The sequence below is a fragment of the Longimicrobium terrae genome (genome assembly GCF_014202995.1).
In the GTDB taxonomy this organism is placed as follows: domain Bacteria; phylum Gemmatimonadota; class Gemmatimonadetes; order Longimicrobiales; family Longimicrobiaceae; genus Longimicrobium; species Longimicrobium terrae.
Genome location: NZ_JACHIA010000005.1, coordinates 24,793 through 51,678 on the forward strand (window position 1 = coordinate 24,793; position 26,886 = coordinate 51,678).

Here is a 26,886-nt window from a genome sequence, read left to right on the forward strand (position 1 = left end):
AGAACTTGGGGCTGCGCTATGAGTAGCTATCGCCCGAAGCCCCGCGATGAAATTGCCCGTAACATGAGCGCGATCCGATCCAAGGACAATCGGACTGAGGTCGCTTTACGCAAAATTTTGCATCGCAGGGGACTTCGCTACCGCACCTACTACACCGGTCTGCCCGGTAAGCCGGATATAGTCTTTCCCCGGCAGCGTCTCGCCGTCTTCATTGATGGAGATTACTGGCACGGCCGGCTGTTGAGAGAGAAAGGCCTCGATGCTGTGGTGGCAAAGATAAAATCACCAAACCGGGAATACTGGGTACGTAAGTTCCAGCGGAATGTAGCACGAGACGACTTCGTGACGTCTGAACTGCGGGCGAAAGGCTGGACTGTCTTGCGCTTCTGGGAAAGCGACACTAAGCGGGACATTGAAGGCGTGGCACAAGTTATCACAGCGGCCGTGCGTGGGACTCTCGCGAGTAACACCAACGGCCCGGCGACTGAATAGATCACGCGTTTGTAGCACGCTATGCTCGCTTCCTTTTCTTTCGTTCGGTTTCGATGTGGCTCACTGCCGCCCGGGGCCCTTCCGGCGGCCACGCGGCAAACCGCTCGAGCCGGTAGTAGGAGATCATGCGCTTCCCCACTCGTTTCTTGCTAACCTTGATTTCCCAACCTATCGAGCGGAGTTCGCGTAAGCGCCGGGTTGGATCTCCTTTGTTTTCCTCTCGTGCTACCAGGTTGACTACATCGACCGGAACATCACGGCCTTGTAGTGCCTTCAGGAGTTCGCCAATCCGCAGGTGTACTTCCCCGTGGTTGATTGCATCGCGGATCGCCGGACCATATTCGTCAAATGAAGCAAAGTGAGCCTGCTTTCCGTGATTGTGCTCACTACAGAGCGCTTGGAGGTTATCAATGTCGTCTGTGCCACCCCAGTCGACGGGGATTTTATGATCAATGACTAGCTTTACGCGATCCTCCTTTGGTGACCTGCCGCACATCGCACACCTGTATCCATATGCCTCAAAAACGGTGGCCTCAGTCTTCGCACTTAATTGCCGCCGCGCGCCTCCTTTAGCGGGCCGTCGGCCAACGAGCTTGTACGTCGCTTCCGCACGCTTCCCAGAGCCGCGGCGGTGAACGACTTCAATCAGGAAATGAGTTCGCAACTCTCGCGTGCGGCGGTCTATCTGCTCATGTGCTTCCCCCAAGGTGCGCTCTGCATGGGCACGAATCTCCGCCATTGTGGGTGGATGATCCTGCCGCGCATGCAGGAGCGTGTAGATGGCCCGGTGATCGTCTCGCGGTAGAAGAAGGGCCAGCTCACTAGAATCCGGCTCTGGTAGCGGGTATAAAGGGCCACTCGCCCCATCAGCAAGTACAACCACTTCATCTAACTGGTCGGGTACCACAATCCCGTCCCAGCGTTGGTCTAAAAAGTCATCCTTGTGGCTGTCTTTAGAAAGCGCATCCATCTGCAGGTTGAGAAACCCGGGACCAGGGAATGAGGCGTCGTTCATAGAAAGCTCGGTGTCCGCTAACGTGCGTGCTGAACCGACTAGAGTTCCAATATCATATACTTTCCGCCATCGAGAGGACAGAGCCTCTTGCTTGCGGTCTGAATGCATTGGTTTCTAGCCAGTTCATGGAGGATCCGCATGCTTCTGTTTGCATTGTCGTCCATGCTCGGCGGCATCTCTTGGATCTGCGGGCCAGTCTGCTGTTGCAATCGCGTGTATCGGGACGTTATTTGTGATCCAGCTGAGTGTCTGCCTCGAGTCACACAGCGGTTTACCGAGATCCGCTCCCACCTTTCAGCCCTGGGCCCACATGAACGCGAGACTCGCCTTTTTGTCGCTGTCCTGCTGCTCGCATCTACCGCGGCGTGCGACAATCCCGTGAGCCGGAGCACACCGCCCAGCGCAGCGCCCGATGCACCGAGCAGCGCGAGGTCTGCGGATGGCGTGGTGTACTCGTGTGAGTTGTTCGTCCGGAACGTGCACGGACGTGGGCAGTCGGCCGAGCACGGGCGGCGGATGAACGTTGTGTTCCCGCGGGCGGAGCTGGCGCCCGGCGGTGTCACGCGGGCGTTCACCTACCGAGGGTACGCGAATGGCGCCACCCTGGTGCGGAACGCCGAATGCACGGTCCCGGCAACGCGGGGTGCCATGGAGCGGATCACCCGCACCTTCATTCGTGAGGGCGCCCCGGGCGAGCCGACAATGCAGGTGATGGCAGACCCGTGGGTGGTTGTCGTGACCGCATGCCAGAACGGGGGAACGTACCCCAGCTGCGAAGATCAACCCACCGACATCCCGGTGATGGAGAACGACTGCGCCTTTTACGGCACCTGCAGTCCGACCTCGCCTTCCGGCGGCGGCGGTGGGGGCGGCGGGGGAAATCCTTCGATGTCCTGCGATCCGAATGTCGATCCGACGTGTAATCAGCTACTGTCCGACCACGACAAGCAACTGATCAAGAATGCAATTGCTGCCTTCGTGCGTCCAAAGGCTGAGATCAGCGATTCTGCCACTGCAGAGATGTGCGAGCAACTACTTAACACATTCAACAGCATGGTGACGAGCGGGGAGGTGTTCAAGGGAAAGTATGATACACCCAGCGGAACACGCGATCATTACGGCGCGTGGGATGAGGGAAGCGGAACCATCCATATCGAACCCAAGACGCTCGTTTTGGCCTTGTCAGGCGATTACTATGAGCTTGCCGCTACGGCCTTGCACGAGGCGGGGCATGAACTGGGCTACCGCCACCCTCTCGGTTCGCACCAAGTGGGAAATTATCTGATCTACATGGACTATCCTTTCGACCTGCTCAACCCCGGAGAGAACTCGTGCTTGAAAAGTCGCTGATCCTGTTCATCGTGGCATTGCTGGCAGGCCACAGCGGCTCTTTGAGCGGTCAGGGCCAAAGCGAATACCGCGCGGACAAGCTCGATGCAGTTTCAGCCAGCATGCGGGCGCGTCTGGACATGATGGATGATCCTGTTCCGTTCGACGCATGCACCGTCTACGAGCAGGGCGGCAGACCGGACAGTCTGATTTCGCGTCTTTCCCCGGGGCTTCGAGAGTTCCTGGACCGGCCAGTCAATCAACCGTGCGCGGTGCCCGCCCCCGTATCACGGCCCGGCAACTCGCGCAGCGTGGCGGTGGATTCTCTGGTGCTGGGCGATTCCACGGGTTCAGTGTACCTCACCGTCCAGCGCGGAGAATGGATGTATCGCGAGCGCCATGACCTCATGCTGACGGCGAATGGACGCCGCTGGGCGCTCCGCGGCGTGCAAGTGTATCCCGGCACGCGGATCACTCCGTCGCACTGATCTGCAGCCCGAGCGCCGGTTGCGGCCTGTGGAGATCATCCAAAATCAGATTGCCACCATGTCTCGAACGTCGGGCGTTCTCCTTATCCTGCTGCTCTTCGGAGCCGGCGCTGCTCCCATGCCCGCCAGCGCGCAGCACGCCGGATCCAGGCTGGAAGCGATCCGCACGGTGATGTCGGCAAGGGCGGGGCAGATGGGCGATCTGCTGCCCTTCGATGCATGCAGCGTGTACGAGCAGGCCGGCCGGCCCGTCGCGATGATCGACAGCATCCGGTTCATCGCTCGCGATCTGCTGGACCGCCCGGTGAACGACCCCTGCGCGCAGGAGCCCGCCCCGTCGCGGCCAGGGCGCAACCGCTTCGTTCGCGTGGAATCGGTGGTGGTGACGGATTCAGTAGCGTATGTGGACCTCGCGGTCATCCGCGGCGAGTGGAGCTACCGCGAGCGGCATACGCCTCCGGCGTTGCGCGGTGGCGGTGGTTGGGGCTGGCGTGAGGCGCGCGTATTTGCTGGACTGCAGGGTTTTCCCGGCACGCGCGCGCCGGACTGAACTCCATCGCACCTGCCGTTTCCTACCTGCGCCCTCCCCGCAACGGGAGGGCGCGCTGTGTTTCGGCGGATGGCGGCGGCCCGGTGCAGCTGGCCGGAACAGGCGTCGTCTGATCCGGTTCGCATCTTGCCACACGGTCCGGGGCTGGCCGGCCGGGAGCCGAGCGGCGCTAACTCGCGGATGCGGGGGCACATGGCGGGATTGGAAGGCCTGCTCACCGGCCACACGCTGGTGAAGCGCTACACCATCGAGCAGGTGATTGGCCGCGGCGGGTTCGCCGTGGTCTACCAGGCGCTGGACAAGCGGCTGAACCGGCCCGTGGCCGTAAAGGTCATTACGCTCACCGCGGTGGACGAGGGGCTGCGCGAGCAGATGCGCGAGCGCCTGCAGAAGGAGGCGCGCGCGGCCGCCAGCCTGCCGCACCATCCCAACCTGGTGACGGTGCACGACGTGGGCACCGATCCGCAGCTGGGGCTGGACTTTCTGGTGATGGAAATGCTCTGGGGCCAGAACCTGTCCCAGTACTTCACCCATCACGGCCGCCCCAACCTGCACGATGGCCTGCGCATCCTGCGCGACGCGGCGGAGGGCCTCGCCATCGGTCACCGCGCCGGCCTCATCCACCGCGACGTCAAGCCGGCCAACATCTTTCTGGCCGAGCCCGCCTCGGACGACGAGCCCACGCGCGTGTGCCTGCTGGACTACGGGATCGCGCAGGCCGTGGAAGACGACGCCACCGTAACGCGGGGCGCCAACACGCCGCTTTCCCCGGCCTACGCCAGCCCCGAGCAGCTGGCCGGCGCGCGCGACCTGACCGCCGCCACGGACGTGTTCAGCCTGGGCGTGGTGGGATACCAGCTGCTCACCAACGAGCGGCCGTTCGCCACCAAGGCCGGCGAGGCGCCCACCTCGTGGACGGTGCGCCGCCCCATCCGCGCCTTCAACTCGCGCGTCCCCGCCGCGGTGGAAGCGGTGCTGATGCGGGCAATGTCGGAGTCGCCGGCGGACCGGTATCCGGACGCCGCCGCCTTTGCCGAAGCGCTGGATGCGGCCCAGCGTCCGGATGACGTCACCGCCGTTGCGCCCGCGCCGGCCATCGTGGCGCCCGTGGCGGCTTCCGCGCCTCCAGTCGACATCCAGCCCGTGGCCGCGCCGCCGGCCGACGACGTGACTGCGCTGGCTCCCGCGCCGCCGCCCATCCGCGAGGAAGCCCCTCGCAGGCCGGTCCCCGCGGCCGTGTCGTCGCCGCGCGCCATGCCGCCGCTGCGTCCAGCCGCGCCCGCGCGTAAGGGCGGAAGCGGGTTGATCATCGGCATCGTGCTGGCGCTGCTGGTGGGTGCGGGCGCCATGTGGGCCATGTTCGGCCGGGGCGATGGGGATGAACAGCAGGCGGCGGATCGCCCCGCGCGCGACACCGCGGCGGTCACGCAGCCCGCCGATCCGTCGCCCACGGACGTGACGGGAACGATGACGGTGGATTCCGCCGCGGTGGACGTTCCGCCGGTCAGCACGGGCGAGCCGTCCGCCACGGAGACGGAGCCGGGGATCGCCACGGGCGTGAACCCCACCTTTCCCGCCGTGGAGCCGTCGCCGTCCGCGCCGCGGCCCAGCGCGCCCGTGAGCCGTCCCGCGCCCTCGCAGCCGGCCGCGACGCGTCCGCAGCCGGCGACGCCCGCGCAGCCCCAGCCGCGTCCCACGACCCCGGCGCCGCGTCCCACGACGCCCACGCAGCCGCGCCCGCGTCCTACGACGCCGGTGGAGCGCGAGCCGGAGCCCACGCCGCCGCCGGCCCAGCCGCAGCCCGAGCCGCCCGAGCCGCAGCCGCCGGTGCCGCAGCCGTCGCCGCCGGTGTACACGCCCATCCCGGCGCCCACGCCGCGAACCGAACCGGTGGACACCATCTTCTTTCCGTCCACTCCGCCAAACGGAACGCGCGGCAGGTAAGCGATCGGTTGATGGCGGATGATGGTTGATGGATGACGAGAAGCCCCACGTGATGCCTGATGGCTCGCGTGGGGCTTCGTCGTGTCCTCATCCACCGCCCGTTCCTTACCGCGCGTGGCGGATTCCGGATCGATGGTGGCGCCTGGTGTATCGCGCGTATGGAGATGATGATTGCGCGCAGGCACTCCTGAGCGAATGAATCCACCGCTCGGACAGCGGTAAGCCCCGACACCGGCTCCTGGCGCATCCGGTTCGGGGCTTCAACTGCATTCGGAATCCGCACGATGGTTTGGGCCCCAGTCCGCGAAGGCGGACTTCGTGCCTTTCCAGCGCGAATTCACTTGCTCCTGGACAGGCGGACGTGCCGCGGACCGCCACCCGCACCGATGCCGCCCCCACAGTCCGCGCAGGCGGACTTTGCGCCGTTGTTGCCGCGGCTTCAGCCGCCCGAGCTCTTTTCCGCCACGGGCAGCCGTTCCATCCGGATCGCATAATCCTGGAATCCCACGGATTTCCAGAAGTGATGCCCGCCCCCGTTGCTGGCCAGCACGTCCAGCGTCACCCGCGCGCTCGGCGGGATGATTTCCGCCATCAGCAGTGCAATCGCTCGCTTGCCCACGCCGCCGCCGCGGTGCTCGCGCAGCACAAAGAAGTGGCGGATGAACGCCGAGTCGTCCTCGTCATCCACGCTCACCAGCGAGTACGCCACCGTCTGTCCGTTTTCGATGAACAGGGTGGCCTGATAATCACCCTCTTCCAGCCAGCGGCGCATCCGTGCCTCCAGCCGCTCCATCGACATTCCGCCGCCGTCCCACTCGTCCTCGATCAGCTGCCGGTTGATGTCGGCCAGCAGCGGTACGTCTGCATCAACCGCCTTGCGATATTCCATCAGGTCTCGTTTCTGTCGAAAAAAGGACCGCGTTCCCCGCGAGACGATTCCCGTCCCGCCACAGAACGCGGTGCTGCAGCCATCAATCCTCGCGCGCATCGCTGACGTAAAATCTATCCCCGTCTGATACGCGGGCGGACAATCTAACGCATCCCGGCCAGGATCTCTTCGATGGCGCCGAGCGCGTGGTCCACCTGTGCATCCGTCATCACGAATGGCGGAGAAAGGGAGAGCACGTTGCCGTGAATTCCGCCGCCGAGCAGCAGCAGCCCGCGGCGCAGCCCTTCCACCATCAGCCGGCCGGACAGCTCCGGCGCGGGCGCGCGGGAGGTCCGGTCGCGCACCATCTCCACACCGATCATCATCCCCCGGCCGCGCACCTCTCCGATGTGCGGGTGGTCCGCGCCGATCTCCGCCAGCCGCGCCCGCATCCGCTCGCCGACTGCCGCGCTGCGTTCCACCAGGCCCTCGTCGCGCAGCACGGAGATGGCGGCAAGTGCGGCGGCGCATCCCACCGGGTGGCCCAGAAAGGTGGAGGTGTGGATGGCCTCTCCGCCTGACTTCGGCCACGCCTGCATCACCGCGTCCGTACCGGTGCAGGCGGCAAACGGAAATCCGCCCGTCAGCCCTTTTCCCACGAGCATCAGGTCCGGCACCACGCCCCAGTGCTCGCACGCGAACCACTTTCCCGTGCGCCCGAATCCGGTGTAGACCTCGTCCAAGATGAGCAGCAGCCCGCGCTCGTCGCAGATCTGGCGCAATCCGGGAAGGAACGCGTCCGGCGGAACGATGTCGCCGCCGCGCGCCTGAATCGGCTCCACCAGGATTGCGCCGATCCCCTCGTGCGCGGTCCCCGGCGTGTCCAGCACGTGGCGGATGTACCGCAGCGTCTGCTCTCCGATCGCGTCCGCATCCCCATCAAACGGCGAGCGGTAAGCATACGGGTACGGCACGAACACCGTCCCCGAGCCCAGCTGTGCCTGAAAAGGTGCGCGGAAATCTTCCCGCCCGCTTACCGACAGCGCGCGGTACGTCAGCCCGTGGTAGCTGCCGTGAAAAGCCAGCACGCGCGGCTTTCCCGTGGCCATCACGGCCGTCTTGAGCGCCGCTTCCACCGCTTCCGCGCCGGAGTTGGCGAGAATGCTCCGGTTCAGCCCGCCGGGCGCCACCTCGGCCAGCGCGCGCAGCAGATCCACCTTGATGGCCGGCGGATGCACGTCGCCCATCCCGTGCAGCAGCCTTCCCGCCTGCGTCTGGATGGCGGAAACTACGCGTGGATGCCCGTGCCCGATTCCCGTCACCGCGAACGCGGAGGTGAGGTCGAGGAACACGTTTCCATCCACGTCGCGCACATTGGAGCCGCGTGCTTCATCCCAGAAAACCGGGAAGTCGTCGGCCAGGTACGTGACGTTGGGCGATTCCCATCGCGCCAGCTCCGCCGCAAGCTCGCGCGAACGCGGCCCCGGCGGCGGCACGGGAACGGAGGGCAGGGCGGTTCCGGACAGCGTTTCGATCACGTGCGTGGGGGTCAGGTCAGAAGCTTCAATACATATCGCGATCGTGATACACAATGATAACTGACTTAGCCACGCCGCGCAGTGCAGTGTGATCTCTGAATCCCGTGCTGCTGACGATCAGTAAACTGCTATCACGCGGAGGACGCGGGGGTGGCGGAGGGGCGCGGGGGAACTGCGGGGGGATGTGCGACGCCCCGAACACCGGGCGGGCGTTCGAGGCGTCGGGGCGGATAAGAACGCGGGATCAGCGCTTGAGCATCACACGCGCGGCGTTGCGGCCGGAGGCACCAAAGACGCCACCACCGGGATGCGTGCTCGCGCCGGTCAGGTACAGGCCCGGAATGGGCGTGCGGTAGCCGGAAAGGGCAGGCGAGGGGCGAAAGGTGAACATCTGGTCCAGCGACATCTCCAGATGCATCACGTTGCCGTTGTACAGCCCCAGTTCGCGTTCCAGGTCTGGCGGGGACTGGATGTACACCTGCTCCAGGCACGCCGGTACGTTGGGCGCGAACCGTCCTACGGTCTTCAGGATGTCGGCGGCCGCGCGGCGGCGGGTTTCGTCATCCCATTTGCCGTCGCTGGCGAGCGCGTACGGATGATACTGTGCCCACGCGAACAGCAGGTGCTTACCGTCCGGTACAATGCTGCGGTCCACGGCGGACCAGGTCATCGCCACCACCGCGGGGTCGCGAGGAAGCTCGCCCCGCAGGTAGTCGGCGTACGCGTGATCCAGGAACGGCGCGGGGGGACAGAGCAGCTGCAGTCCCTGGTGCATCGGCCCGGGCGAGCCGTCCGCGGGGGCGCCGGCGTACGCGGGAAGCTCGGAGGTCACGCAGCGCAGGATCATCCCGAACCCGTTGCCGATGCGCAGGTTGGCCACCCGCTCCCGCAGCGGCGCGGCTTCCGGCGCGTCCGCCAGCAGCCGCCCGAACGTGGTCGCCACGTGGCAGCCGGCCAGCACCGAACGCGCTCGTACAACACGGCCCGGCCCGTTATCCGCCACCGGCGCGCCGAGCGGCAGTCCGTCTTCCGCCCGGTCGCCGATCTCCACGCCCGCCGCGCGTCCACTTTGCACGATGATCCGCCGCACCGGCGCGGATGTGTGCACCTCGCCACCGTGCGCGCGAATGTGCGCCACCAGCGCCTGCGTGAGCGCTCCAGACCCGCCAACCGCCCGTTTTACGCCGCTGTCGTGATACAGCGGCTGCCATCCGGCGAGCGGCGCACTCCCCAGTTCCGTCGGGGGCGGACCGCTCTGCGCGGCGATCCACTCGATGGCGGCGCGCACGGCGGGGTGCTCAAATGTCGTATTCAGAAGCTGCCGGTACGAGCCCAGAATATCCTGCAGCTTTTCCGCGCCGCCGCGCGCGAATCCACCGCCCGTCCCCATGGTCCACGCCAGCCGCCCGGCCGTGGGCGCGCCCAGGAACGCGCGCAGAACCGCCTCGCTGATGGGCCGCCAGTCATCCAGAAACCGCCGGTACGCGACCGCATCCCTCGGCGAAATGGCGGCAATGGAATCGCACGTACGCCCCACATCCTTGTGAAAGTAGATGGCGCGCCCGTCCTCCAGCGGATAGTACGCCCACGGATCGCAGTCCACATAGCGCAGCCCGTACCGCTCCAGTTCCAGTTCCTGCAGGATGGGCGTAAGGTGGATGAGGATGTGCGCCGACGAGCCCACGTCGATACGGTAGCCGTCAAAGATGTCATCGCGCGTCTGCACCGCGCCGCCGGGCCGCGGCGCTCGCTCAAAGACGGCGACGCTGCGCCCGGCCTGCGCCAGGTACGCGGCGGCGATGAGCGCGTTGTGCCCCGAACCGACGACGGCGACGTCCAGAATCGACAAGCGAGTGCGTGAGTACGGGGTACGTTCGTGCGTGAGTGTCGCGATCCGGGGGATTTACCGCGTGCGAAGTCGGCTGTCAAAGGATTGTGAAGACTATCACGCGGGCCTGCATCCCCGGCGTTACCGAAGTCTTTCTACAGGAAGGGTATCATGCTCGCCCGGACGCGCCGGGCTCTCAGATGCTTTGTAACATCCGCACCGACGCTCTCGTGGTGAAATGTAACACCGGGAGATGCCCGACCGGATTGTTCCCCAAGTTGTGGGTGTGCAACAGTTTGGAGTGCCGACAGTCCGTGGCCGTATCAGTCTGCGTGGCTGACCAGGAACTCTGTAACGCGGGTCTCGGCTGCGAATAGTTGATTGTAACGCCGCTTTGGTGAGCGTCCCCGCCCCGCTTTGTCACGGCGCACGGCCCGTTCCTGCCGATCAGCCGCCGCGGAGGGCCGCGTGCAGCGCATCTTCCATCGTGGGGTGAAGATAGCGGAAGCCGAGCTCCTTCAGCCGGCGCGGTTCGGCGTTCTGGCTGCCGAGGAGCGTCTCGTCGGCCATTTCGCCGAAGAGGGCGCGCAGTGCGAACGCGGGTGTCGGGATCAGAGCGGGCCGGTGGACGGCGCGCCCCAGGGCGCGGGTGAAATCCTGGTTCCGCACGCTGGCGGCAATCGCGTTGATGGGCCCCTTGTACCGCGGATCGCGCAGCGACACCACGATCATTTCCACGGCGTCGTCAAGCGACAGCCAGGGCATCCACTGGCGGCCGGTGCCCACGGGTCCGCCCACGCCCATGCGAAAGGGGAGCAGCAGTTGCTTCAGGGCACCGCCGCGCGCGCTCAGCACCACGCCGAAGCGCAGCTTCACCACGCGGATCCCCGCCTCTTCCGCCAGCGACGACGCACCTTCCCACGCGCGGCCCACGTCGGCCAGAAATCCCTTTCCCGGCGCGGATGACTCATTCAGCGCCTCGTCGCCGCGGGCGCCGTAGATGCCGGTGGCGGCGGCCTGCACAAAGACCCGCGGCTGGCGGGTCATGTGCGCCGCCGCGTGCGCGATCAGGCGCGTGCCCTTTACGCGGCTGTCCATGATGCGGCGCTTCTTTTCGTCGTTCCACCGCGTGCCGACGTTCTCGCCGGCCAGGTGGACGATGGCATCCACCCCTTCCAGCGCGGCGGAATCGATAGTCTCCGCCTCAGGATCCCACGCCACGTCGCCGGGCCCGGCCCGGCCCCGCACCACGCGCACGACCGTGTGCCCGTCGCGTGTGAGCCGGTCCACCAGCGCCGATCCAATCAGCCCCGTGGCGCCGGTGACCGCAACCCGCATGGTGCCCGCCGCGGCGGGAGAAGTATCGCTCATGATCCGCTTCCAGTCAGGAGAAACCCGCTCCGTCCATCGTACGCACAACTCGTACTCCGCCCCCGAGTGATGGCCGTATCACCGCGCCAGCCCTCGCGGCGCGACTCTTCCCGTTCCCATCCCGTCGACCAGGCCCTATTCCCCATTCCCGATTCCCTATTCCCCATTCCCTGCCGTTCTCCCTTGCTTCGGATTTTCTTCACCCGTAACCTGTGTGCGCGTTCGCCCGCTGACCTGAACCGTATCCCGTGAAGCCTCGCACGCCTGACCTAGAGTCCTACTCCAGTGCCGTCGCCGGCGGGTTTGCCGGGCGATGGGCGCAGGGCGTGGCGCGCCGGTCGGCGGAGGCGAGCGATGCGGAGGTGGCGGCTTCCGGATGGTTCGTGGATGCATTCGCGGGGGCAGACCTGCAACGTGCGGCGCTCAGCGGCCGGTCCGTGCAGCCCGCCGCCGTCGCCGCCGTGCGCGCGATGGCGGGTGAAGCGGCAATGATGCGCATCGCGTTGGTGGAGGAGGATCCTGGGCTGGTCGCGCGCTTGGCGGAGGCACTGGACGGCATCGGCGTCGGAAACCGGGTGCGCGTCCTCTCCGATCCCGCCACGATCGCGCCGGGGGAGATCGGCCTGCTGGAAGCCGCCTTTCCCGCTATCACCCCCGCCCTCGCCGCCGCTGTGGGTGACGATCCGCTGCTGATGCGCATGGCTCCGCTGGCGGCGCGCGCGCTTCCATGGCGAAGCGTGGAGCCGTTCGCCGCGCTGGCCTCCGCCGATCTGCTGCTTCGCGTTCCAGAGGAAGACTTTCGCAAGCAGGCTCGCTTTTCCGGACCGCTAGCGGACTATCCGCCCCACCTGCGGCGCGTGGTGGAAGGCTGCTCCGCGTTCATGGGCGATGACCGGAACGGGTGGCTGGTTGCGTGGCGCGCGGCGGAGCGTGCCGGCGGCGTGGATGCCGCGCTGGCCGCGATGGCGGAGCGTCTGCGCCTTCTGCTATCCGCCGCGGGCGAGGACGGGCGGATTGTGCGGACGCAGCTGCTGGAGGCGGGAAAGGAATCCGTCCACGTGCTGCTCGCCGCCTCCCGCCCCGAGCATCCGCTGGAACTGAACGGCGCGATCGGGGATGCGGGCGGAGAGGTGGCGCTCACCGTCGGCTTCCGCGCGGAGGCGGAAGAGGAGCCGGAATCTGCGCCGGAGCCGTCACCCGTCCTGGAACTCTTTCCCGTCGTGGCGCCCGCGCCGGAGCCCAAGCCGCGCGGCCCGGACCCGCAGGCGATCGCGGATGATCTGCACGCCCGGCACCGGGGTGAACTCGTCCTGTTTCGCGATCTGCTGGCGAGCCTTGCGGAGAGCGGCCTGACGACGGAGCAGGTGCGCGCCGCGCTTGCCCAGTTGCGGCGGGAAAGCCGCGTGCGCTACCGCGGCCTGGACGCGCCGGATGCCGAGGTGGACTTTCTGCTGGAGCCCGCGCTACCTACGCCGCGGGTGAAGAAGCCGCGCAAGGCGCTGCCGGGGGAACTGGGGCTGTTCGACGAGGGGTGAGGGAATAGGGAATGGGGAATAGGGAATAGGAACAGACATCGCAGACGGCTGCGACGAATCCATTTATCTACTCTTCCATCATCTTCTCTGCTGTCCCCGCGACCTCCGCGACCTCCGCGACCCCCGCGTGAGATGCAGTTAAGGATGCCTTGACGCGCACGTGGCTGGCCGATGACAGCTCGATCCAAAGCAATCTCCCCATCAGTTCCCCCGCGCACCTCCGCAACCTCCGCGTTCTCCGCGTGAGGGCAGTTATTCGGAATACGCCACCGCACGAACGCCGGAGAATCCCGCAACGGTGCAGCGAATCCCACGAGGTTCGCGGGATCGATGAACTGGCATTGTTCCTGCCTCCAGATGTTTCGTCCATCGGGCCTGGGCACCGGCCCCGACCGCTCGCACCACCGTACGATCCCGCATGCAACAGGACGTTCGCACCCCGGGCCGCCGCGCTTCTGCGTGGCGCGGCTTCGACGGCCGTTCCGCCGACCGCATCGACTCGCAGATGCGCGAAGGACGCCGGCCCTGCTGCCCGCTCTGCCGCGAGCTGCTCGAAGCCCGCCCCGTCACCCGCATGATCCGCCACCTGGTGCTGGACGCCTCCGGATACGACCTGGAGTGCCGCACCTGCCGCCGCTTCCGCTCCGTCATCAAACACACCGCCCGCTCGCTCCGCCTGGTGCGCATGCGCCGCCTGGCCGCCGCGGTGCGCGCCACCGGAAGCCGCGAGCCCGCGCTGGCGTAGACCGCCGGAAGTGGCACGCGCGTTGCTCCTTGCCGGGGATTCGGAAACGTACTGAAACCCTTCGCGCCGCCGGGCTCCGGCGGCGCGTCCATGATCCCGGGAAGCGCACGATGTCCCTGCACCTGTTCAGCACCCCGGTCCAGTGCACGCGGTGTGGCACCGTGGTGGAAGACCCCACCACCGACAAATGCCCCAAGTGCGGCAACCTCATGAAGGAGCGCCGCGCACCCCGCCGCCTGGCCGGCGTGGAAACGCGTTACAGCAGCCTTCGCCTGCTGCTGAACGCCATCCGCTTTCTGGCGGTGCTGCTGGTATTGCTGGGCGGGCTGATGTTCTTTTCCACCCTGGGCAACGACGGCCTGAGCGGCATCCAGGGCGGAATGGTGCTCATGGGCTCCATCGTGGTCGCCGTGGCCATGCTGGCCATCGCGGGCATGTTCGTGCTGATGATCGACATCGAAGAAAACACGCGGTCGTCGTTCCGGCTTCAGCAGCAGATTCTGGAAGAGATTGAACTGGCGCGCGGCGACCACCGCCCGGGTTCGGGCGCGTCCGCGGTTCCGGCCGCCGTGCCGGTGCAGCCCGCCGCCGCCCCCGTGCCGCCGGCCACCGGCGCACGCTGAAAGGAAAGCAGATGAAGTACCTTCATACCGCGGCGCTGGCGCTCACCCTGAGCGCCGCCGCCGCGGCGCTGGCCGCGCGCGGCGCGCAGACGCAGGCCTCCACGCCCGCCACCGGTCCGCTGCAGGCCCAGGCCGACGCCCTGGTGGGCAACAAGGGCGAGTGGACCATCCTGGCGTGGTCCATGGACCGCAACGAGCCGCTCTTTGCCATCAACGCCGACTCGGCGCGCGTTCCCGCGTCCAACAACAAGGTGTACAGCACCGTGTGGGCGATGGGCACGCTGGGCCCCGACTACCGCTTTCCCACCGACCTGCTGATCGCCGGGCCCGTGCAGAACGGCACCCTGCGCGGCAACGTCGTCATCCGCGGCTCGGGCGATCCGGCGTTCGGCTATCCGGACTGGGACAAGGACGTGATGGCCAGCCCGCGCAAGATGGCCGCGGCGCTGCAGCGCATCGGAGTGCGGGTGGTGGAGGGCGGCGTGGTGGCCGATCCCTCCATTCACGACCAGCAGAACTTCGGGCCGCAGTGGCCGCTGGATACGGGGAACGGCGCGTCGCGCTATGCCCCCACCGTCAGCGGGCTGCCGTTCAACCGCAACATGCTGTGGATCGAAATCCGCGGGGGCACGGCCTTTCAGCGGATTCCGGACGTGCCGGAGATCCCGGTGATCAACAACGTCCGCGCCGGCGGAGGTCGTGCCTTCGCGGTGCGCAAGCCGGATGAAGACACCATCCGCCTGCGCGGCGGGGTGGGCGGCCGCGGGCCGTACCGCTTCGGGGTGGGCGCGTACGAGCCGGCGTACCTGGCCGGCGGCGCCATCCGCCAGGCGCTGCGCGAAGCGGGCATCGAGGTGCGCGGCGCGGTGACGGTGGGCAAGACACCGGAAAACGCGGTGGTCGTCCATCGCCACTTCAGCATTCCGCTGCACGAGATCGTTCACGTCACCAACCGGCACTCGGACAACTTCTTTGCCGAGCACCTGTGGAAGGCGGCCGTGGCCAAGAGCACCGGGCACGGCACGTACGCGGGCGGCGGCTCGGCGTCGGCGGCGTTCTTTCACGACCGGGCGGGCGTGCCCTGGGGGCAGCTGTGGCAGGCGGACGGCTCCGGCCTTTCCGCGCAGAACCGCACCAGCGCCAACGCCATGGTCCGTACGCTCATGTACGCCCACAAGGCGCCATGGTCGGCCCAGTTCCACGAATCGCTGGCCATCGCCGGCGATCCGGAGGGGACCATGAAGAACATGTTCAACAACACGCCGGCCGCGGGAAACCTGCACGCCAAGACGGGGTTCATCCGCAGCGTGCGCTCGCTGTCGGGATTCGTAAAGACGGCGGGGGGCGAGACGGTGGCGTTCAGCTTCATCTACAACGGCCGCAACACGTCCGGCTCGCGCGGGGTGCAGCTCGCCCTGGGCAACCTGCTGGCGACCTACCGGCGCTGACCCGCGGCGGGGATGGATGTCCCGGGGAGATGAACAGCGGGGGACCGGCGGCGCCGGTCCCCCGCTTTCGTTTGTGGTGCTTGGCCCGTCCCGAACGTCGTGCGGATAAACTTCACCACCGCCGATGATCGTTCTTTACTTCGACGAGGGCGGAGATTAGTATCCGGCGGACGAGGGAGGGGACGTTCCATACCACCTGCCAGGAGCAGCGGCGATGACGATGACAGAGGCGGCGGATCCACGGTTTCCCGCGGGCAAGTTCCACTGGGAAGACGGCGCGGATGAGAATCACCGCGCGGAGTGGATCGCGGAGATCGCCGGCGCGCCGGCGCGGTTCCGCGACGCCCTCCGCGGCCTGAGCGACGAGCAGCTCGCTACGCCCTACCGCGACGGCGGATGGACGGTGCGGCAGCTGGCGCACCACATCCCCGACAGCCACATGAACGCCTACGTGCGTCTCAAGCTCGGGCTTACGGAAGACAATCCCGTCATCAAGCCGTACGAGGAGGCCGCGTGGGCGGAGCTGGGCGACACGCGCACCACGCCGGTGGAGGTGTCGCTGACGCTGCTGGAGGCGCTGCACGAGCGCTGGGTGAACACTCTTCGCGCCATGAGCGAGGCCGACTGGTCGCGCACCGTCCGCCACCCGGAGCGCGGCCTCATGCGGCTTGACCAGCTGCTGGCTCTATACGCGTGGCACAGCCGCCACCACATCGCCCACATCACCGCGCTCCGCGAGCGAATGGGCTGGTGATCCGGCAGCGACAGCTGGAATGAGGCGGGGCCCCGACCAGTGCTGGTCGGGGCCCCGCTTTGCGAATCCGAGAGGATCAGGCAACCGGTCAGGGCGTCGTCATGCCGAGAAGGCGCTCGATTCTCTCATTCAGCACCGCCTTCTTCGCCGCGAGTTCTTTCAGCTGCTGGCGAAGCAGTTCATCGCTCTCCCCGATGCGCGTAGCCAGTACTTTCGCACGGAGTGCTTCGATGCGAGCCGTCAGATCACTCTTGCTCTCGTCGCGCATCGTCGTCTCCCTCCATTCCATTGCTCTGCGAGCCAGCCGACTGGTCAACCACAGCTTGCGAAAGGATCGGGCGATCGATCCGCGCATTCAGTTCCGCAAGTACTCCAGACATCTCGCTGACTAATTCGGTTAAAGCATTGTGATTTCTCACCGTGGCGTCAAGCCTCTCGTTTACAGCCGCCAGTTCCGTATCTCTGACGCGATCGGTTTTCTGCTGATCCGATTGCGACTGCTTGAGGGTGAACACGCCCGCGACGCCGAGTTCGCTGATCTCGACGGGTGTCTTGCTCCATCCGCCCGATTTGATGAAGTGAAACAGCCGGTGCACCACCATCAGCCCGGCGCTCAGCAGAAGCATGGCCGCCACCACGATCGCCAGGACGATGAGCGTCTGCATCGAGAACCGGGCCGGCTGCCAGCCCGGAACCAGGTTGTCGATGATCGGCGTTGATGTCTCTGCCTTCTGCTTCTCCGGCTCGGGAGCGCGAACCGCCGGCGCGGCGGCCTGCACGGTGTCCCGCGTCCGTTTCGCGGAGTGATGGGAGGATTCGGCCGGGACCGCCACCGGCCGGGGTTCCGCTTTCTGCATCAGCGTGTCAGGCATGCTCGGCACCGGCTCGCTCCTCCTGTCCGGCTGGACCGCGGGGACCCATCGCGGCGGCGTGCATCGCCGCGAAAGAGGACGTACAGTACACGGGGCGGAACCGGGGATCAAGGCCCATGACGAGGCCGAATCAGGGCGGATGGGCGGCCGCGGTGCGATCCGTGCCGTGACCCGATTCGGAATCCGTCACGCGCCGCACACGCGGCCGCACCCATCAGCGATCCAGGCACGCATGGCCAGCGACCAGCCATCTTTTACGCGCCAGCTCTTCAGCGGCACCATCGACGACAGCATCCTGTTTCCGTTCCCCCGCATTTCGGAGGACGAGGAGCAGCGCGTCACCGCTTTTCTGGATGAACTGCGGGCGTACTGCGAAACCCACATCGACCGTGCATGGATCGACGAGCACGAGCAGATCCCGCAGAACGTCATCGACGACCTGAAGCGGATGGGGCTGTTCGGCATCTCGCTGCCGCGCGAGTACGGCGGAATGGGGTTGTCGCAGAGCGCGTACTGCCGCGTGTTCGAGTTCGTCACCGGCTACGATGTGGGGCTCGCCATCATGCTGGGCGTGCACCTGTCCATCGGCATCAAGGGGATTCAGCTGGCCGGGTCGAATGCGCAGAAGGCGCTCTATCTTCCCAAAGCCGCCACGGGTGAGTGGATGGCCTCGTTCGCGCTCACCGAGCCGGGCGCCGGGAGCGACGCGGCCGGCATCCGCACGCGCGCGGTGCCCGACGGCGAGGGCGGATGGATTCTGAGCGGCTCCAAGATCTGGATCGGCAACGGATCGTTTTCCGAAGTGATCGTCACCTTTGCGCAGACGCCGGTGGAGCGCGACGGCAAGACGACGGACCGGGTGACGGCCTTCATCCTGCGCCCCGACATGCCGGGGTACGAGCGCGGCCCGGCGTTGCGCAAGATGGGCGCGCGGGGGAGCAACCAGGCGGAGCTGTACTTCAAGGACGTCCGCGTCCCGGCGGAAAACGTGCTCGGCGAGGTGGGCGACGGCTTCAAGATCGCCATGCGCGTCCTCAACTCCGGGCGCCAGGGGCTGAGCGCCGGCGCGGGCGGCGGCGTGAAGCAGTGCCTGCGGATGGCGAGCGAGTTCAGCCGCACGCGCGAGCAGTTCGGCGAGCCGATCGCCAAGTACGAGCTGATTCAGGGCAAGATCGCGGCGATGGCGGCGGACGCGTACACGGCGGAGAGCGTCGCCTTCTTCACCACCGGGCTCAACGACCGCGGCGACGTGGATTACGCGCTGGAAAGCGCCGCCGCCAAGACGTGGAACTCCGAGGCACTGGACCGCGCCGTGGACGAGCTGGTGCAGATCGCCGGCGGGCGCGGGTACGTGAAGGACCATCCGTACGAGCGCCTGTACCGCGACGCGCGTATCACGCGGATCTTTGAGGGGACCAACGAGATCCTGCGGATCTTCGTGGGGCTTTCGGGGATGCAGGAGCCCGGCGCGCAGCTCAAGGAGGTGGCGGCGGCGCTGCGCGAGCCCATCCGGCAGATCGGCCTGCTGACGGACTTTGCGGCGGACCGGGTGCGGCTTGCCCTGGGCCGCGGCGAGCCGGAGCTGGCCAAGCAGATTCATCCGCGGCTGCAGAAGCACTTCGACTACCTGACCGAGCACACCCGCGATCTGCGCATCGCGGTGGACCGCGCCATTCGCCGGCACGGGCGCAAGATCGTGGAGCGGCAGTTCGTGGTCGCGCGCATCGCGGACATGGCGATCGAGCTGTACGTGCGCGCGGCCACGCTGTCGCGCACGCAGGCGCTGCTGGAGGCGCGCGACGCGGGCGAGACCATCGCGCCCACGCTGACGCCGACGCGGCAGTCGCTGGATGCGGAGTCGGTGGAGCAGATTCTTCGCGTCTGCGACCTGGCGTGCCAGCGCAGCGGGCTGCGGTTCCGCGCCGCGCGCGTGCAGCTGAACGGCGAGCGCGACGACCTGGTGCGCGCCGTTGCGCAGGACGCGCTGGGGATGGATGCGGGCCCCGGCTCCAGCACGACGCAGGAGACGGAGGCGCCGGAGTTCGGGAAGCGGTAGGAGCCGGTTCGGGGACCGCCGTTCGGTCGATGGGGTCGGTCGATGGAAACGGGTGCGGGTGGCGGGCTTCACGGGCGCCCCCCACCCGGGCTCGTACTACTCGCCCACCCTCCCCCCAAAAAGACTGGGGGAGGGTTGGGGCGGGCGGAGGGTTCGGTGTGGGACTCGAGGTTGGATGGGGCCCAGGCTGTCCTGAGCGAATGAATCCGCCGCTCCAAAAGCGGAAAGCCCCGACACGGCGCTATTCGCGCGCCGTTCGGGGCTTCAACTGCATTGGGCGTGGCGGGCAGAGTTGGCGACCCAGTCCGCGCAGGCGGACTTCGTGTATCTCGAGGCGCGGTTTCAACCGCCGGACGGAATCCCGCCGCCGCGCTCCGCCTATTTCCCCACGCCGATCTGGGGTGTGCTCCCTCTCCCACATCTGTTCGTGGGAGAGGGTCGTCGTGCGCAGCACGCGGGGTGAGGGCTCACCTCCGCTGCTCACGCGAAAACCCGGAGCCGGGTCGATCCGTTCTCCCGGACCCCCTACAATCCCATCCGCCGCTTCATCTCCTGAAGCCTCGCTTCCACATCGTCCGCGTTGGGAGCGGAGGGCGGAGGCGGCGAATCGTCCAGTTCCTCGAGCGCGTCGCCGTACGCGGCCTCGCTTTCGATGCGGCCGGCCATGCGGTCGAAGTCGTCCATCCCCACCTCGCCCGCCTCGCGCACCGACTGCTGCGCGCGCGCCTTGCGCACCGCGGCCAGCAGCCCGAAGCGGTTCAGGTCCGCCTCCTTGTAGCGGCGCATCATGTCCTGCACCTCGGCCGCGCGCAGCTCCTTTTCCGCCTGCGCCGCGCGCACTTTTTCCTCCAGCACGGCCACACGCCGGCGGTGGCGCTCCGCGAACTCGGCGGCGATGCGCACCGTTTCGGCGTCCTGAATGCGTTCGGCCAGCCCGCCGCGGCGGACGGCGTCTTCCAGCGCCTTGCGCTCGCGCGCCAGCTCGGCCTCGGCGGCGCGGACGCCTTCGTCGTACAGGGGAAGCGAGGCGCGCGCCTGCACCATCTCGCGGCGCATGCCGGTCAGCAGCTCGGCCACGTCGTCTTCGGGCCCGCGCCGCCCCGCCTCGGTCACGAAGGCGCTCCAGCTTTCCGAGAACAGCTTCTTGAGATCGTTCAGCATGGGGCAAAGGTACGCACGCGCGGCGCCGCCGGTCAACGCACACGGGGCCTGGAGCCGTGACGGGTCCGATTGTTGCTTTTCCCCGGCGCAACGATTCAACCACGGATTCGGTTCAAATGCCCAAGGTTCAGCCGGACGCACCCACGTTTCCCGGGTTCAACTACCTCACCAAGGAAGAGCGGAAGTCCGTCACCCACGGCGGATTCTGGATTCCCGAGGTTGAGCGCGAAGTGTACAAGGTGGCGCTCGCCGCGCTGAACGAGGCCAAGGTGCCGTACGTGGTGGCGGGCGCGTACGCCATCTACGAGCACACCGGCATCTATCGCCAGACCAAGGACCTGGACCTGTTCTGCACCCCCGAGGCGGTGCTGCAGGCCATGCAGGTGCTGCGCGATTCGGGCTTCATCACCCGGCTGGAGCAGCCGCACTGGATCGGCAAGGCCATCAGCAAGGCCAATCGCGACCACTTCATCGACATCATCTACGGGATGGGCAACGGCCTGGCCCTGATCGACGATGACTGGTTCAAGTACAGCACTCCCGCCGTGCTGGCCGCCACCGACGTGCACGTGGCCCCGGTCGAGGAGCTGATCTGGCACCGGCTGTTCATTCACGAACGCCACCGCCAGGACATGGCCGACGTGGCGCACCTGATCCTGTGCAAGGGCCATCTGATGGACTGGCGCCGCCTGATCACCAAGACGGGTGAGCACTGGCCGCTGCTGCTGTCGCAGGTATCCATGTTCCGCTACGTGTATCCCGGGTACCGCGACCAGGTGCCGGAGTGGGTGGTGCGCGAACTGGTGGGCCGCGCCGAAGAAGCCGCGCACCAGCGCTCGGACGAGGGCGACGAGCACAACATCACCCGCGGCACCATGATTTCGCGCTTTTCGTTCGCAATCGACGTGAACGAGTGGGGATTCCACGACCTGCGCGAAGACAGCATCTCGGCCATGCAGAAGCATCCCGCGGTGCTGGGCGTGGAGGCGAGCGACGTGTGGGACGAGCGGGCCAATTTCGAGGAAGAAACCTCCGGCGGCCACGGCGAAGAGGACGACGAGGAATGACGGACGGGCAGAACGTGGCGGACGAGAGCGGCGCGGCCGGCGCCTCCTTCGGGCGGCGGCGCGAGGACCGGGCGGCGCGCGTGGTGCGGGTGGCGGCCGTGGGCGACTTTCACTGCGGCGAAAAGGACGGCGGGCTGTACCGCGACCTGTTCGCCAAGGTGAACGAGGAGGCCGACGTGCTGCTGCTGGCGGGCGACCTTACCCGCCGCGGTATTCCCGCCGAGGTGGAGGTGGTGCTGGGCGAACTGGCCGACGTGCGGGTGCCCATTCTGGCGGTGCTGGGCAACCACGACCACGAATCCGGCAACGTGGAGCGGGTGAACGACATGCTGCGCGCGCGCGGCGTTCATCTGCTGGACGAGGCCCCGTTCGAGCTGAACGAGCACGTGGGATTCGCCGGGGTCAAGGGCTACATGGGCGGTTTTGGCCGCTACACGCTCACGGCGTTTGGCGAGCAGGACACCAAGCAGTTCGTGTCGACCACGCTGGACGAGGTGCAGAAGCTGGAGTACGCGCTGCGCCGGCTGAGCACGCCGGTGCGGGTGGTTCTGCTGCACTACGCGCCCATCATGGAAACGGTGATGGGCGAGCCGGAGCAGATCTTTCCGTTCCTGGGCAACGACCGCCTGGTGGAGCCCATCGACCGCTTCAAGGCGGCGGTGGCGTTCCACGGCCATGCGCATCATGGCACCTTCAGCGGCACCACGCCGGGCGGCGTGCCGGTGTTCAACGTGTCGATGGTGCGGGTGCGGGAAGATGCGGGGCTGCCGATGTACTACGTGCATGAGATTCCGCTTCCCGTGGACGCGCCTGCGGAGCACGCCACCGAGCCCGGTGTGGAACAGCCCGCCGGCGCCGCCCGCTAGCCCCGGCGGCACCCGCCCGCGGGATGTCTCGAAAGACAACGGCCTTCACCGATGCGTGGAGGGCCGTTTTCTTTTGCGGGTGATCGGGGAGGTGCGGGCGCCGGGCCGTAGTCCCTGACCGATGCACCCGGCCCGCGGACAGGCGGAACGGCAACACCGTTTCACGCGGAGGACGCGGGGGTGGCGGAGGGGCGCGGGGGAACTGCGGGGGGGACCCGCGCGGGTCCGGAGCGGGGCAGAGGAGTAGGGGAGGGGGGGATATGGGTGGATGCCGCAGCCAGACCAGGGCGGGTGCCGAGAGCTGTTCCCGTACTTTCGTACTCTCGTACTCTCGTACCGCCCGGACGCAGAATGCCCGGCACCGGAAATCCGGTGCCGGGCATCCCTCAGCCGAGCGTGAAGCTTACAGCGTCGACTTGAACAGCAGGCGGTTCGGCGTGCCCGTGGGGTTGCCGGTGATCACGTTCAGCGTCGCGTTGTTCTTGAGCCACGCGTCGATGGTGGCCTGCGAGGCGTTGCCGTACACGCCCTTGTACAGCGCCGCCACGCCGGCCACGTGCGGGCTGGCCATCGAGGTGCCGCTGATGCTGTTGGTGCCGCCGTTGCTCCAGGTGCTGGTGATGCTGCTGCCCGGGGCGTACAGGTCCACGCAGCTGCCGTAGTTGCTGTACGAAGCGCGCGCGTCGGTGCTGGTGCTGGCCGCAACCGTGGTGACCGCCGAAGCGTTGGCCGGCGACACGTTGCAGGCGTTCTGGTTCTCGTTGCCCGCCGCCACGGCGACGAACACGCCCGAGTTGGCCAGGTTGGTGACCGCGGTGTTCAGGCTGGCCGAGTTGCCCCCGCCCAGCGACAGGTTGGCCACGGCCGGGTTGGTGCGGTTCAGGCGAACCCAGTCCACACCCGCGATGATGCCGCTGATGCTGCCGCTGCCGGAGCAGTCAAGCACGCGCACGGCGCGCAGGCGCACGCCCTTGGCCACGCCGTAGGTGGAGCTGCCGACGGTTCCGGCCACGTGCGTGCCGTGCCCGTTGCAGTCCTGGCCGTTGCCGCCCAGCGCGTCGTACGCCACCGCCGCGCGGCCGCCGAAGTTGCTGTGGGCGGTGTAGATGCCCGTGTCGATGATGTACGCGTACACCGAGCTGCCGGTGTTGGTGTAGTTGTAGGTGCCGCTCAGCGGGCGCGCACGCTGGTCGATGCGGTCGATGCCCCAGGTGGCGCCGCTCTGCGTGGTGGCCGCTTCGGCAACCGCGTCTTCTTCCACGTACGCCACGTTCTGGTTGTGCAGCAGGGCGTTCAGCTGGCCCTGGTTGAGCGACGCCGAGAAGCCGTTGAGGGCCGTGGTGTACACGTGGCTCGGCGTCACGCCGACGATCGCCGCGACGGAGTTGGCGTTGGCGCCTTCCTTGAGCACGACCATGTAGTCGCCTTCAATGGCGTTCACGCCGGCGCTGAGCAGCGGAGCCGCCTCGGGGGCGCGGATTCCGGTGACGCCTTCGCTGTCGGAGCAGGCGGCGAGCGCGAGCACGCCGGCCAGGGTGAGGGTAGTGCGGCTGAGCTTCATGACATCCTCCGTACGTGGGGTGGTACGACTGCGCGCGGCCGTTCGGCCGCCGCGCGGGGGACTGCACCTGCCGGATGGACCACCAGATCACCGTATTCCGAATACAGCGGGATTTCCGCAAATCGCGTAACTCCTCTCCGAGCGGCCTGGCGCCTCGTGCCGGGGGGCACGGGACAGGGCTGCGTCGGCACTGCATTCGTTGTGATTCGGCGGGTTGCATCAAGGCACGGCGCGCGCCATTCGCCCGCACAGCGCTAAACCCTTTCCGTGCAACAAAGTCAACGCTCCGTACACAGATTGTGTCCGACCAAGAATGGTGCACCTCACACCATTATGCATCGGCGATCCGTGCAAAACGGGACGACGCAAAATGATCGTGTGTTGGACCGGCTGATCCGGACCCCTGAATTAGGCCCAAGTTCTACCAAATGCGCAGCGATCCAGCTTCGTTTTTATGTCTGTCAATATGGTCGTAATAGGTGAGTTGCTGGCCGTCGGGAATGCCTGACGCGGAACGCGGGCGCGGCTATGGATCGCGCACGGGAGGTCCGAAGAAAGGAATCGGCGCGGAGGTCCGCGTGGCGGGCTGGAGACGTCCGTCTGCCCGCTGCACCGTCTTCTGCTCCTCTGCTGCTCTGCTGCTCTGCGTGAGGTTCCCCTGCTGTTCCCCCGCGCCCCTCGCCGTACAACCCCCGCGTCCTCCGCGTCAGAGCAGTGGGTGTAGAAGCTCGCCCTCACACCGGACCCGGCACCACAAAAGAGAACCGCCCGGCGCGAGATCGCGCCGGGCGGTTGTGACTGCCAGTTCCGCGGGTGCGGATCAGGGCTTGGTGGTCACCAGCGTGTAGGTGCCGGCGCCGCTGTACGAGTACACGCGCCAGCGGTAGGTGCCCGCGGTGCCGCTGTACGTCACGCTCTCGGCGGAGGTGGCGCCCAGGCTGGAGGCGACGGTGCTCCAGGTGCTGCCGCTCAGCTTCTGCAGGTACAGGTCGAAGTCCGCGCCCGTGCCGCTCAGCGTGGCCGAGTGCGTGCCCGAAACGCTGCTGACGTAGCCGGCGCTGGGCTGGTACGAGTTGGCGCCGGTGCCGCTCAGCGAGCCGGTGAAGGTCACCGAGGTGCCGCCCGTGGGAGGCGTGCCCGTCTCAACCGTCAGCAGCGAGTACAGCAGCTTGTTGGGCGAGCCCGTGCCGGCCGACGTCACCTTGTTGCTGGTGGTGGTGCCGATGACGGCGCTGGCCACGGCCGAGGGAATCGCGCCGGTGTTGCCCTGCAGGTACAGCGCGGCCACGCCGGCCACGTGCGGCGACGCCATTGAGGTGCCGCTGATGGTGCTGGTGGCGGTGGTGCTGGAGTACCAGGACGAGGTGATGTTGGTGCCCGGGGCGAACAGGTCCACGCAGCTGCCGTAGTTGCTGTACGAAGCGCGCGCGTCCGTGTTGGTGGTGGCGCCCACGGTGATGGCGGCCGGCACGCGCGAAGGCGACACGTTGCAGGCGTTCTGGTTTTCGTTGCCCGCGGCCACGACGACGGTCACGCCGGCGGCGATCATGCGGTTCACGGCGTCGTCCACGGCGGTGCTGGCGCCGCCGCCCAGGCTCATGTTGGCCACGGCCGGAAGCACGCGGTTGGCCGTCACCCAGTCCATGCCCGCGATCACGCCGGCGTTGGTGCCGCTGCCGGAGCAGTCAAGCACGCGCACGGCGATCAGGCTCACGCCCTTGGCCACGCCGTACGTGCTGCCGCCCACGGTGCCGGCCACGTGCGTTCCGTGCCCGTTGCAGTCGGTGGCGCCGCGGCCGTCGCTGATGGCCGAGTAGCCCGCCGACGCGCGGCCGCCGAACTGGCTGTGCGTGGTGAGGATGCCCGTGTCGATGATGTACGCCCGCACGCCCGCGCCGGTGGGCGTGTAGTTGTAGCCGCCGTCCAGCGGCAGGTTGCGCTGGTCCACGCGGTCAAGGCCCCAGGTGGCGCCGGACTGCAGCGTGCTGGCGCTCACCACGGCGTTCTCTTCCACGTACGCCACGTGCGGGTTGCTGCGGATGGCGTTCAGCTGGCCGGCGTTCAGGTTGGCCGAGAAGCCGTTCACCGTGGCCGAGTACACGTGCGACGGCGTGGCGCCGGCGTCCGACGACACGTCGCCCGCGTCGCCGTCGTTGAGCACCACGATGTAGCTGCCCTGCACGGCGCGGCCCGCGGGGGCGGACAGCAGCGGGGCGATGCGGCCCGGAGCGGCGGCGGTGGGCGAGTTGCTCTGGTCGCCGCAGGCGGCCGCGGCGGCCAGCACGAGCACGGCGAAGGGAGTGAGGGTACGCTTGTTCACGAGCTCCTCCAGCATGATAAGGGTGGGCAGGACGGGTGTGCCGTGCCCGGGGGAAGGCGGCCCGGGGAGGCCGCCAATTCACCGGGACGCGGACGGAGTCGCGCTGACCTGATCCGCCGCATCCCATGGTTGAGTGCGGATGGATAAGGCACGGGGCGGACCACAAATGGCACAATCGCAAGTGGCCATCCCGCAACGACTTGGCAAAAATGCCCACCGTGGATGCGCGCCCGCGCTGGGGCACGGGATGGTGCAGGTGCACCGTTTCGGTTCACCGGCGCCATCCGTTTGATGCGGGCGGAGAGGATCGCGGACACTGTCGGATAGTGTCTGCCCGGCGTGCGGCGGGAAGCCGTCGCGCACGTGCGGAGTCGAACAGGCTGCGGGATTGAAGGCAGCTGCCGATCGGGATCGGGTGTGCTTACGAAGGCGATCGGCGAACCTGATGGCCTGGA

23 protein-coding genes are annotated in these 26,886 nt (G+C 67.4%); 13 read left to right on the top strand and 10 right to left on the bottom strand.

What is annotated here, in order from left to right; translation table 11 throughout:
* The first annotated feature begins 18 nt into the window (after positions 1-18).
* Positions 19-492, top strand: a complete 474-nt coding sequence (locus tag HNQ61_RS10280; RefSeq protein WP_170034298.1) for a very short patch repair endonuclease — start codon at positions 19-21, stop codon at positions 490-492.
* A gap of 19 nt (positions 493-511) precedes the next feature.
* Here the strand turns inward: HNQ61_RS10280 and HNQ61_RS10285 are convergent, their stop codons facing one another.
* Positions 512-1,507: an HNH endonuclease gene (locus tag HNQ61_RS10285; RefSeq protein ID WP_170034300.1), complete on the bottom strand. Its 996-nt coding sequence runs from the start codon at positions 1,505-1,507 to the stop codon at positions 512-514.
* A gap of 516 nt (positions 1,508-2,023) precedes the next feature.
* On the opposite strand from HNQ61_RS10285, the gene HNQ61_RS10290 reads away from it, so the two are divergent.
* The 4 genes from HNQ61_RS10290 (at position 2,024) to HNQ61_RS10305 (ending at position 5,818) form a co-directional block, all read left to right on the top strand.
* Positions 2,024-2,857 carry a hypothetical protein gene (locus HNQ61_RS10290; RefSeq protein WP_170034302.1) on the top strand — a complete coding sequence of 278 codons (834 nt, stop codon included), beginning with the start codon at positions 2,024-2,026 and terminating at the stop codon, positions 2,855-2,857.
* Complete coding sequence (locus HNQ61_RS10295; protein ID WP_170034304.1) at positions 2,839-3,324, top strand: hypothetical protein; 486 nt, start codon at positions 2,839-2,841, stop codon at positions 3,322-3,324. The genes HNQ61_RS10290 and HNQ61_RS10295 overlap by 19 nt, the downstream gene beginning before the upstream one ends.
* A 58-nt stretch (positions 3,325-3,382) precedes the next feature.
* On the top strand, positions 3,383-3,874 hold the full coding sequence (locus tag HNQ61_RS10300; RefSeq protein WP_170034306.1) for a hypothetical protein: 492 nt from the start codon (positions 3,383-3,385) through the stop codon (positions 3,872-3,874).
* A 192-nt stretch (positions 3,875-4,066) separates the two neighbouring features.
* On the top strand, positions 4,067-5,818 hold the full coding sequence (locus HNQ61_RS10305) for a serine/threonine-protein kinase (RefSeq protein ID WP_170034308.1): 1,752 nt from the start codon (positions 4,067-4,069) through the stop codon (positions 5,816-5,818).
* A gap of 439 nt (positions 5,819-6,257) precedes the next feature.
* On the opposite strand, the gene HNQ61_RS10310 is transcribed toward HNQ61_RS10305, so the two are convergent.
* From HNQ61_RS10310 to HNQ61_RS10325, 4 genes are all read right to left on the bottom strand, one after another.
* Complete coding sequence (locus tag HNQ61_RS10310) at positions 6,258-6,707, bottom strand: GNAT family N-acetyltransferase (RefSeq protein ID WP_170034310.1); 450 nt, start codon at positions 6,705-6,707, stop codon at positions 6,258-6,260.
* A gap of 143 nt (positions 6,708-6,850) precedes the next feature.
* Positions 6,851-8,224 (bottom strand): aminotransferase class III-fold pyridoxal phosphate-dependent enzyme, encoded by a 1,374-nt coding sequence (locus HNQ61_RS10315; protein ID WP_205761421.1) that lies wholly within the window; start codon positions 8,222-8,224, stop codon positions 6,851-6,853.
* Between the two features lie 244 nt (positions 8,225-8,468).
* The gene (locus tag HNQ61_RS10320) at positions 8,469-10,073 is read right to left on the bottom strand and encodes a phytoene desaturase family protein (RefSeq protein WP_170034312.1); all 1,605 of its coding nucleotides are present in this window, start codon (positions 10,071-10,073) and stop codon (positions 8,469-8,471) included.
* Positions 10,074-10,499: 426 nt separating this feature from the next.
* A complete protein-coding gene (locus tag HNQ61_RS10325) occupies positions 10,500-11,423 on the bottom strand; it encodes a TIGR01777 family oxidoreductase (protein WP_205761423.1) in 924 nt (307 codons plus the stop codon).
* A gap of 248 nt (positions 11,424-11,671) precedes the next feature.
* Here HNQ61_RS10325 and HNQ61_RS10330 point away from each other — a divergent pair, with 248 nt between their 5' ends.
* From HNQ61_RS10330 to HNQ61_RS10350, 5 genes are all read left to right on the top strand, one after another.
* Entirely contained in the window at positions 11,672-12,958 is a 1,287-nt protein-coding gene (locus tag HNQ61_RS10330; protein ID WP_170034314.1) for a hypothetical protein, read from the top strand.
* Between the two features lie 418 nt (positions 12,959-13,376).
* A complete protein-coding gene (locus HNQ61_RS10335; RefSeq protein ID WP_170034316.1) occupies positions 13,377-13,703 on the top strand; it encodes a hypothetical protein in 327 nt (108 codons plus the stop codon).
* Between the two features lie 110 nt (positions 13,704-13,813).
* Positions 13,814-14,326 carry a TFIIB-type zinc ribbon-containing protein gene (locus HNQ61_RS10340; RefSeq protein ID WP_183685631.1) on the top strand — a complete coding sequence of 171 codons (513 nt, stop codon included), beginning with the start codon at positions 13,814-13,816 and terminating at the stop codon, positions 14,324-14,326.
* Positions 14,327-14,337: 11 nt separating this feature from the next.
* A complete protein-coding gene (dacB, locus tag HNQ61_RS10345) occupies positions 14,338-15,774 on the top strand; it encodes a D-alanyl-D-alanine carboxypeptidase/D-alanyl-D-alanine endopeptidase (protein ID WP_170034318.1) in 1,437 nt (478 codons plus the stop codon).
* A 214-nt stretch (positions 15,775-15,988) separates the two neighbouring features.
* Positions 15,989-16,528, top strand: coding sequence for a YfiT family bacillithiol transferase (locus HNQ61_RS10350; RefSeq protein ID WP_205761424.1), 540 nt, complete (start codon positions 15,989-15,991; stop codon positions 16,526-16,528).
* An 88-nt stretch (positions 16,529-16,616) separates the two neighbouring features.
* On the opposite strand, the gene HNQ61_RS10355 is transcribed toward HNQ61_RS10350, so the two are convergent.
* Together HNQ61_RS10355 and HNQ61_RS10360 are read right to left on the bottom strand one after the other, a co-directional pair.
* A complete protein-coding gene (locus tag HNQ61_RS10355; protein WP_170034320.1) occupies positions 16,617-16,796 on the bottom strand; it encodes a hypothetical protein in 180 nt (59 codons plus the stop codon).
* Positions 16,774-17,400 (bottom strand): hypothetical protein, encoded by a 627-nt coding sequence (locus HNQ61_RS10360; RefSeq protein ID WP_170034322.1) that lies wholly within the window; start codon positions 17,398-17,400, stop codon positions 16,774-16,776. The genes HNQ61_RS10355 and HNQ61_RS10360 overlap by 23 nt, the downstream gene beginning before the upstream one ends.
* A 232-nt stretch (positions 17,401-17,632) precedes the next feature.
* On the opposite strand from HNQ61_RS10360, the gene HNQ61_RS10365 reads away from it, so the two are divergent.
* The gene (locus HNQ61_RS10365; RefSeq protein ID WP_170034324.1) at positions 17,633-19,456 is read left to right on the top strand and encodes an acyl-CoA dehydrogenase family protein; all 1,824 of its coding nucleotides are present in this window, start codon (positions 17,633-17,635) and stop codon (positions 19,454-19,456) included.
* 525 nt (positions 19,457-19,981) lie between these two features.
* Here HNQ61_RS10365 and HNQ61_RS10370 read toward each other — a convergent pair.
* Positions 19,982-20,617: a hypothetical protein gene (locus HNQ61_RS10370; RefSeq protein ID WP_170034326.1), complete on the bottom strand. Its 636-nt coding sequence runs from the start codon at positions 20,615-20,617 to the stop codon at positions 19,982-19,984.
* A 116-nt stretch (positions 20,618-20,733) separates the two neighbouring features.
* On the opposite strand from HNQ61_RS10370, the gene HNQ61_RS10375 reads away from it, so the two are divergent.
* Positions 20,734-21,684 carry a nucleotidyltransferase family protein gene (locus tag HNQ61_RS10375; protein ID WP_170034327.1) on the top strand — a complete coding sequence of 317 codons (951 nt, stop codon included), beginning with the start codon at positions 20,734-20,736 and terminating at the stop codon, positions 21,682-21,684.
* Positions 21,681-22,550 (top strand): metallophosphoesterase family protein, encoded by an 870-nt coding sequence (locus HNQ61_RS10380; protein WP_170034329.1) that lies wholly within the window; start codon positions 21,681-21,683, stop codon positions 22,548-22,550. Before HNQ61_RS10375 ends, HNQ61_RS10380 begins: the two co-directional genes overlap by 4 nt.
* A 403-nt stretch (positions 22,551-22,953) precedes the next feature.
* Here HNQ61_RS10380 and HNQ61_RS10385 read toward each other — a convergent pair whose 3' ends face one another.
* Entirely contained in the window at positions 22,954-24,111 is a 1,158-nt protein-coding gene (locus tag HNQ61_RS10385; protein ID WP_170034331.1) for a S8 family peptidase, read from the bottom strand.
* 820 nt (positions 24,112-24,931) lie between these two features.
* Positions 24,932-26,431, bottom strand: a complete 1,500-nt coding sequence (locus tag HNQ61_RS10390; protein ID WP_205761425.1) for a S8 family serine peptidase — start codon at positions 26,429-26,431, stop codon at positions 24,932-24,934.
* Positions 26,432-26,886: the final 455 nt, after the last annotated feature.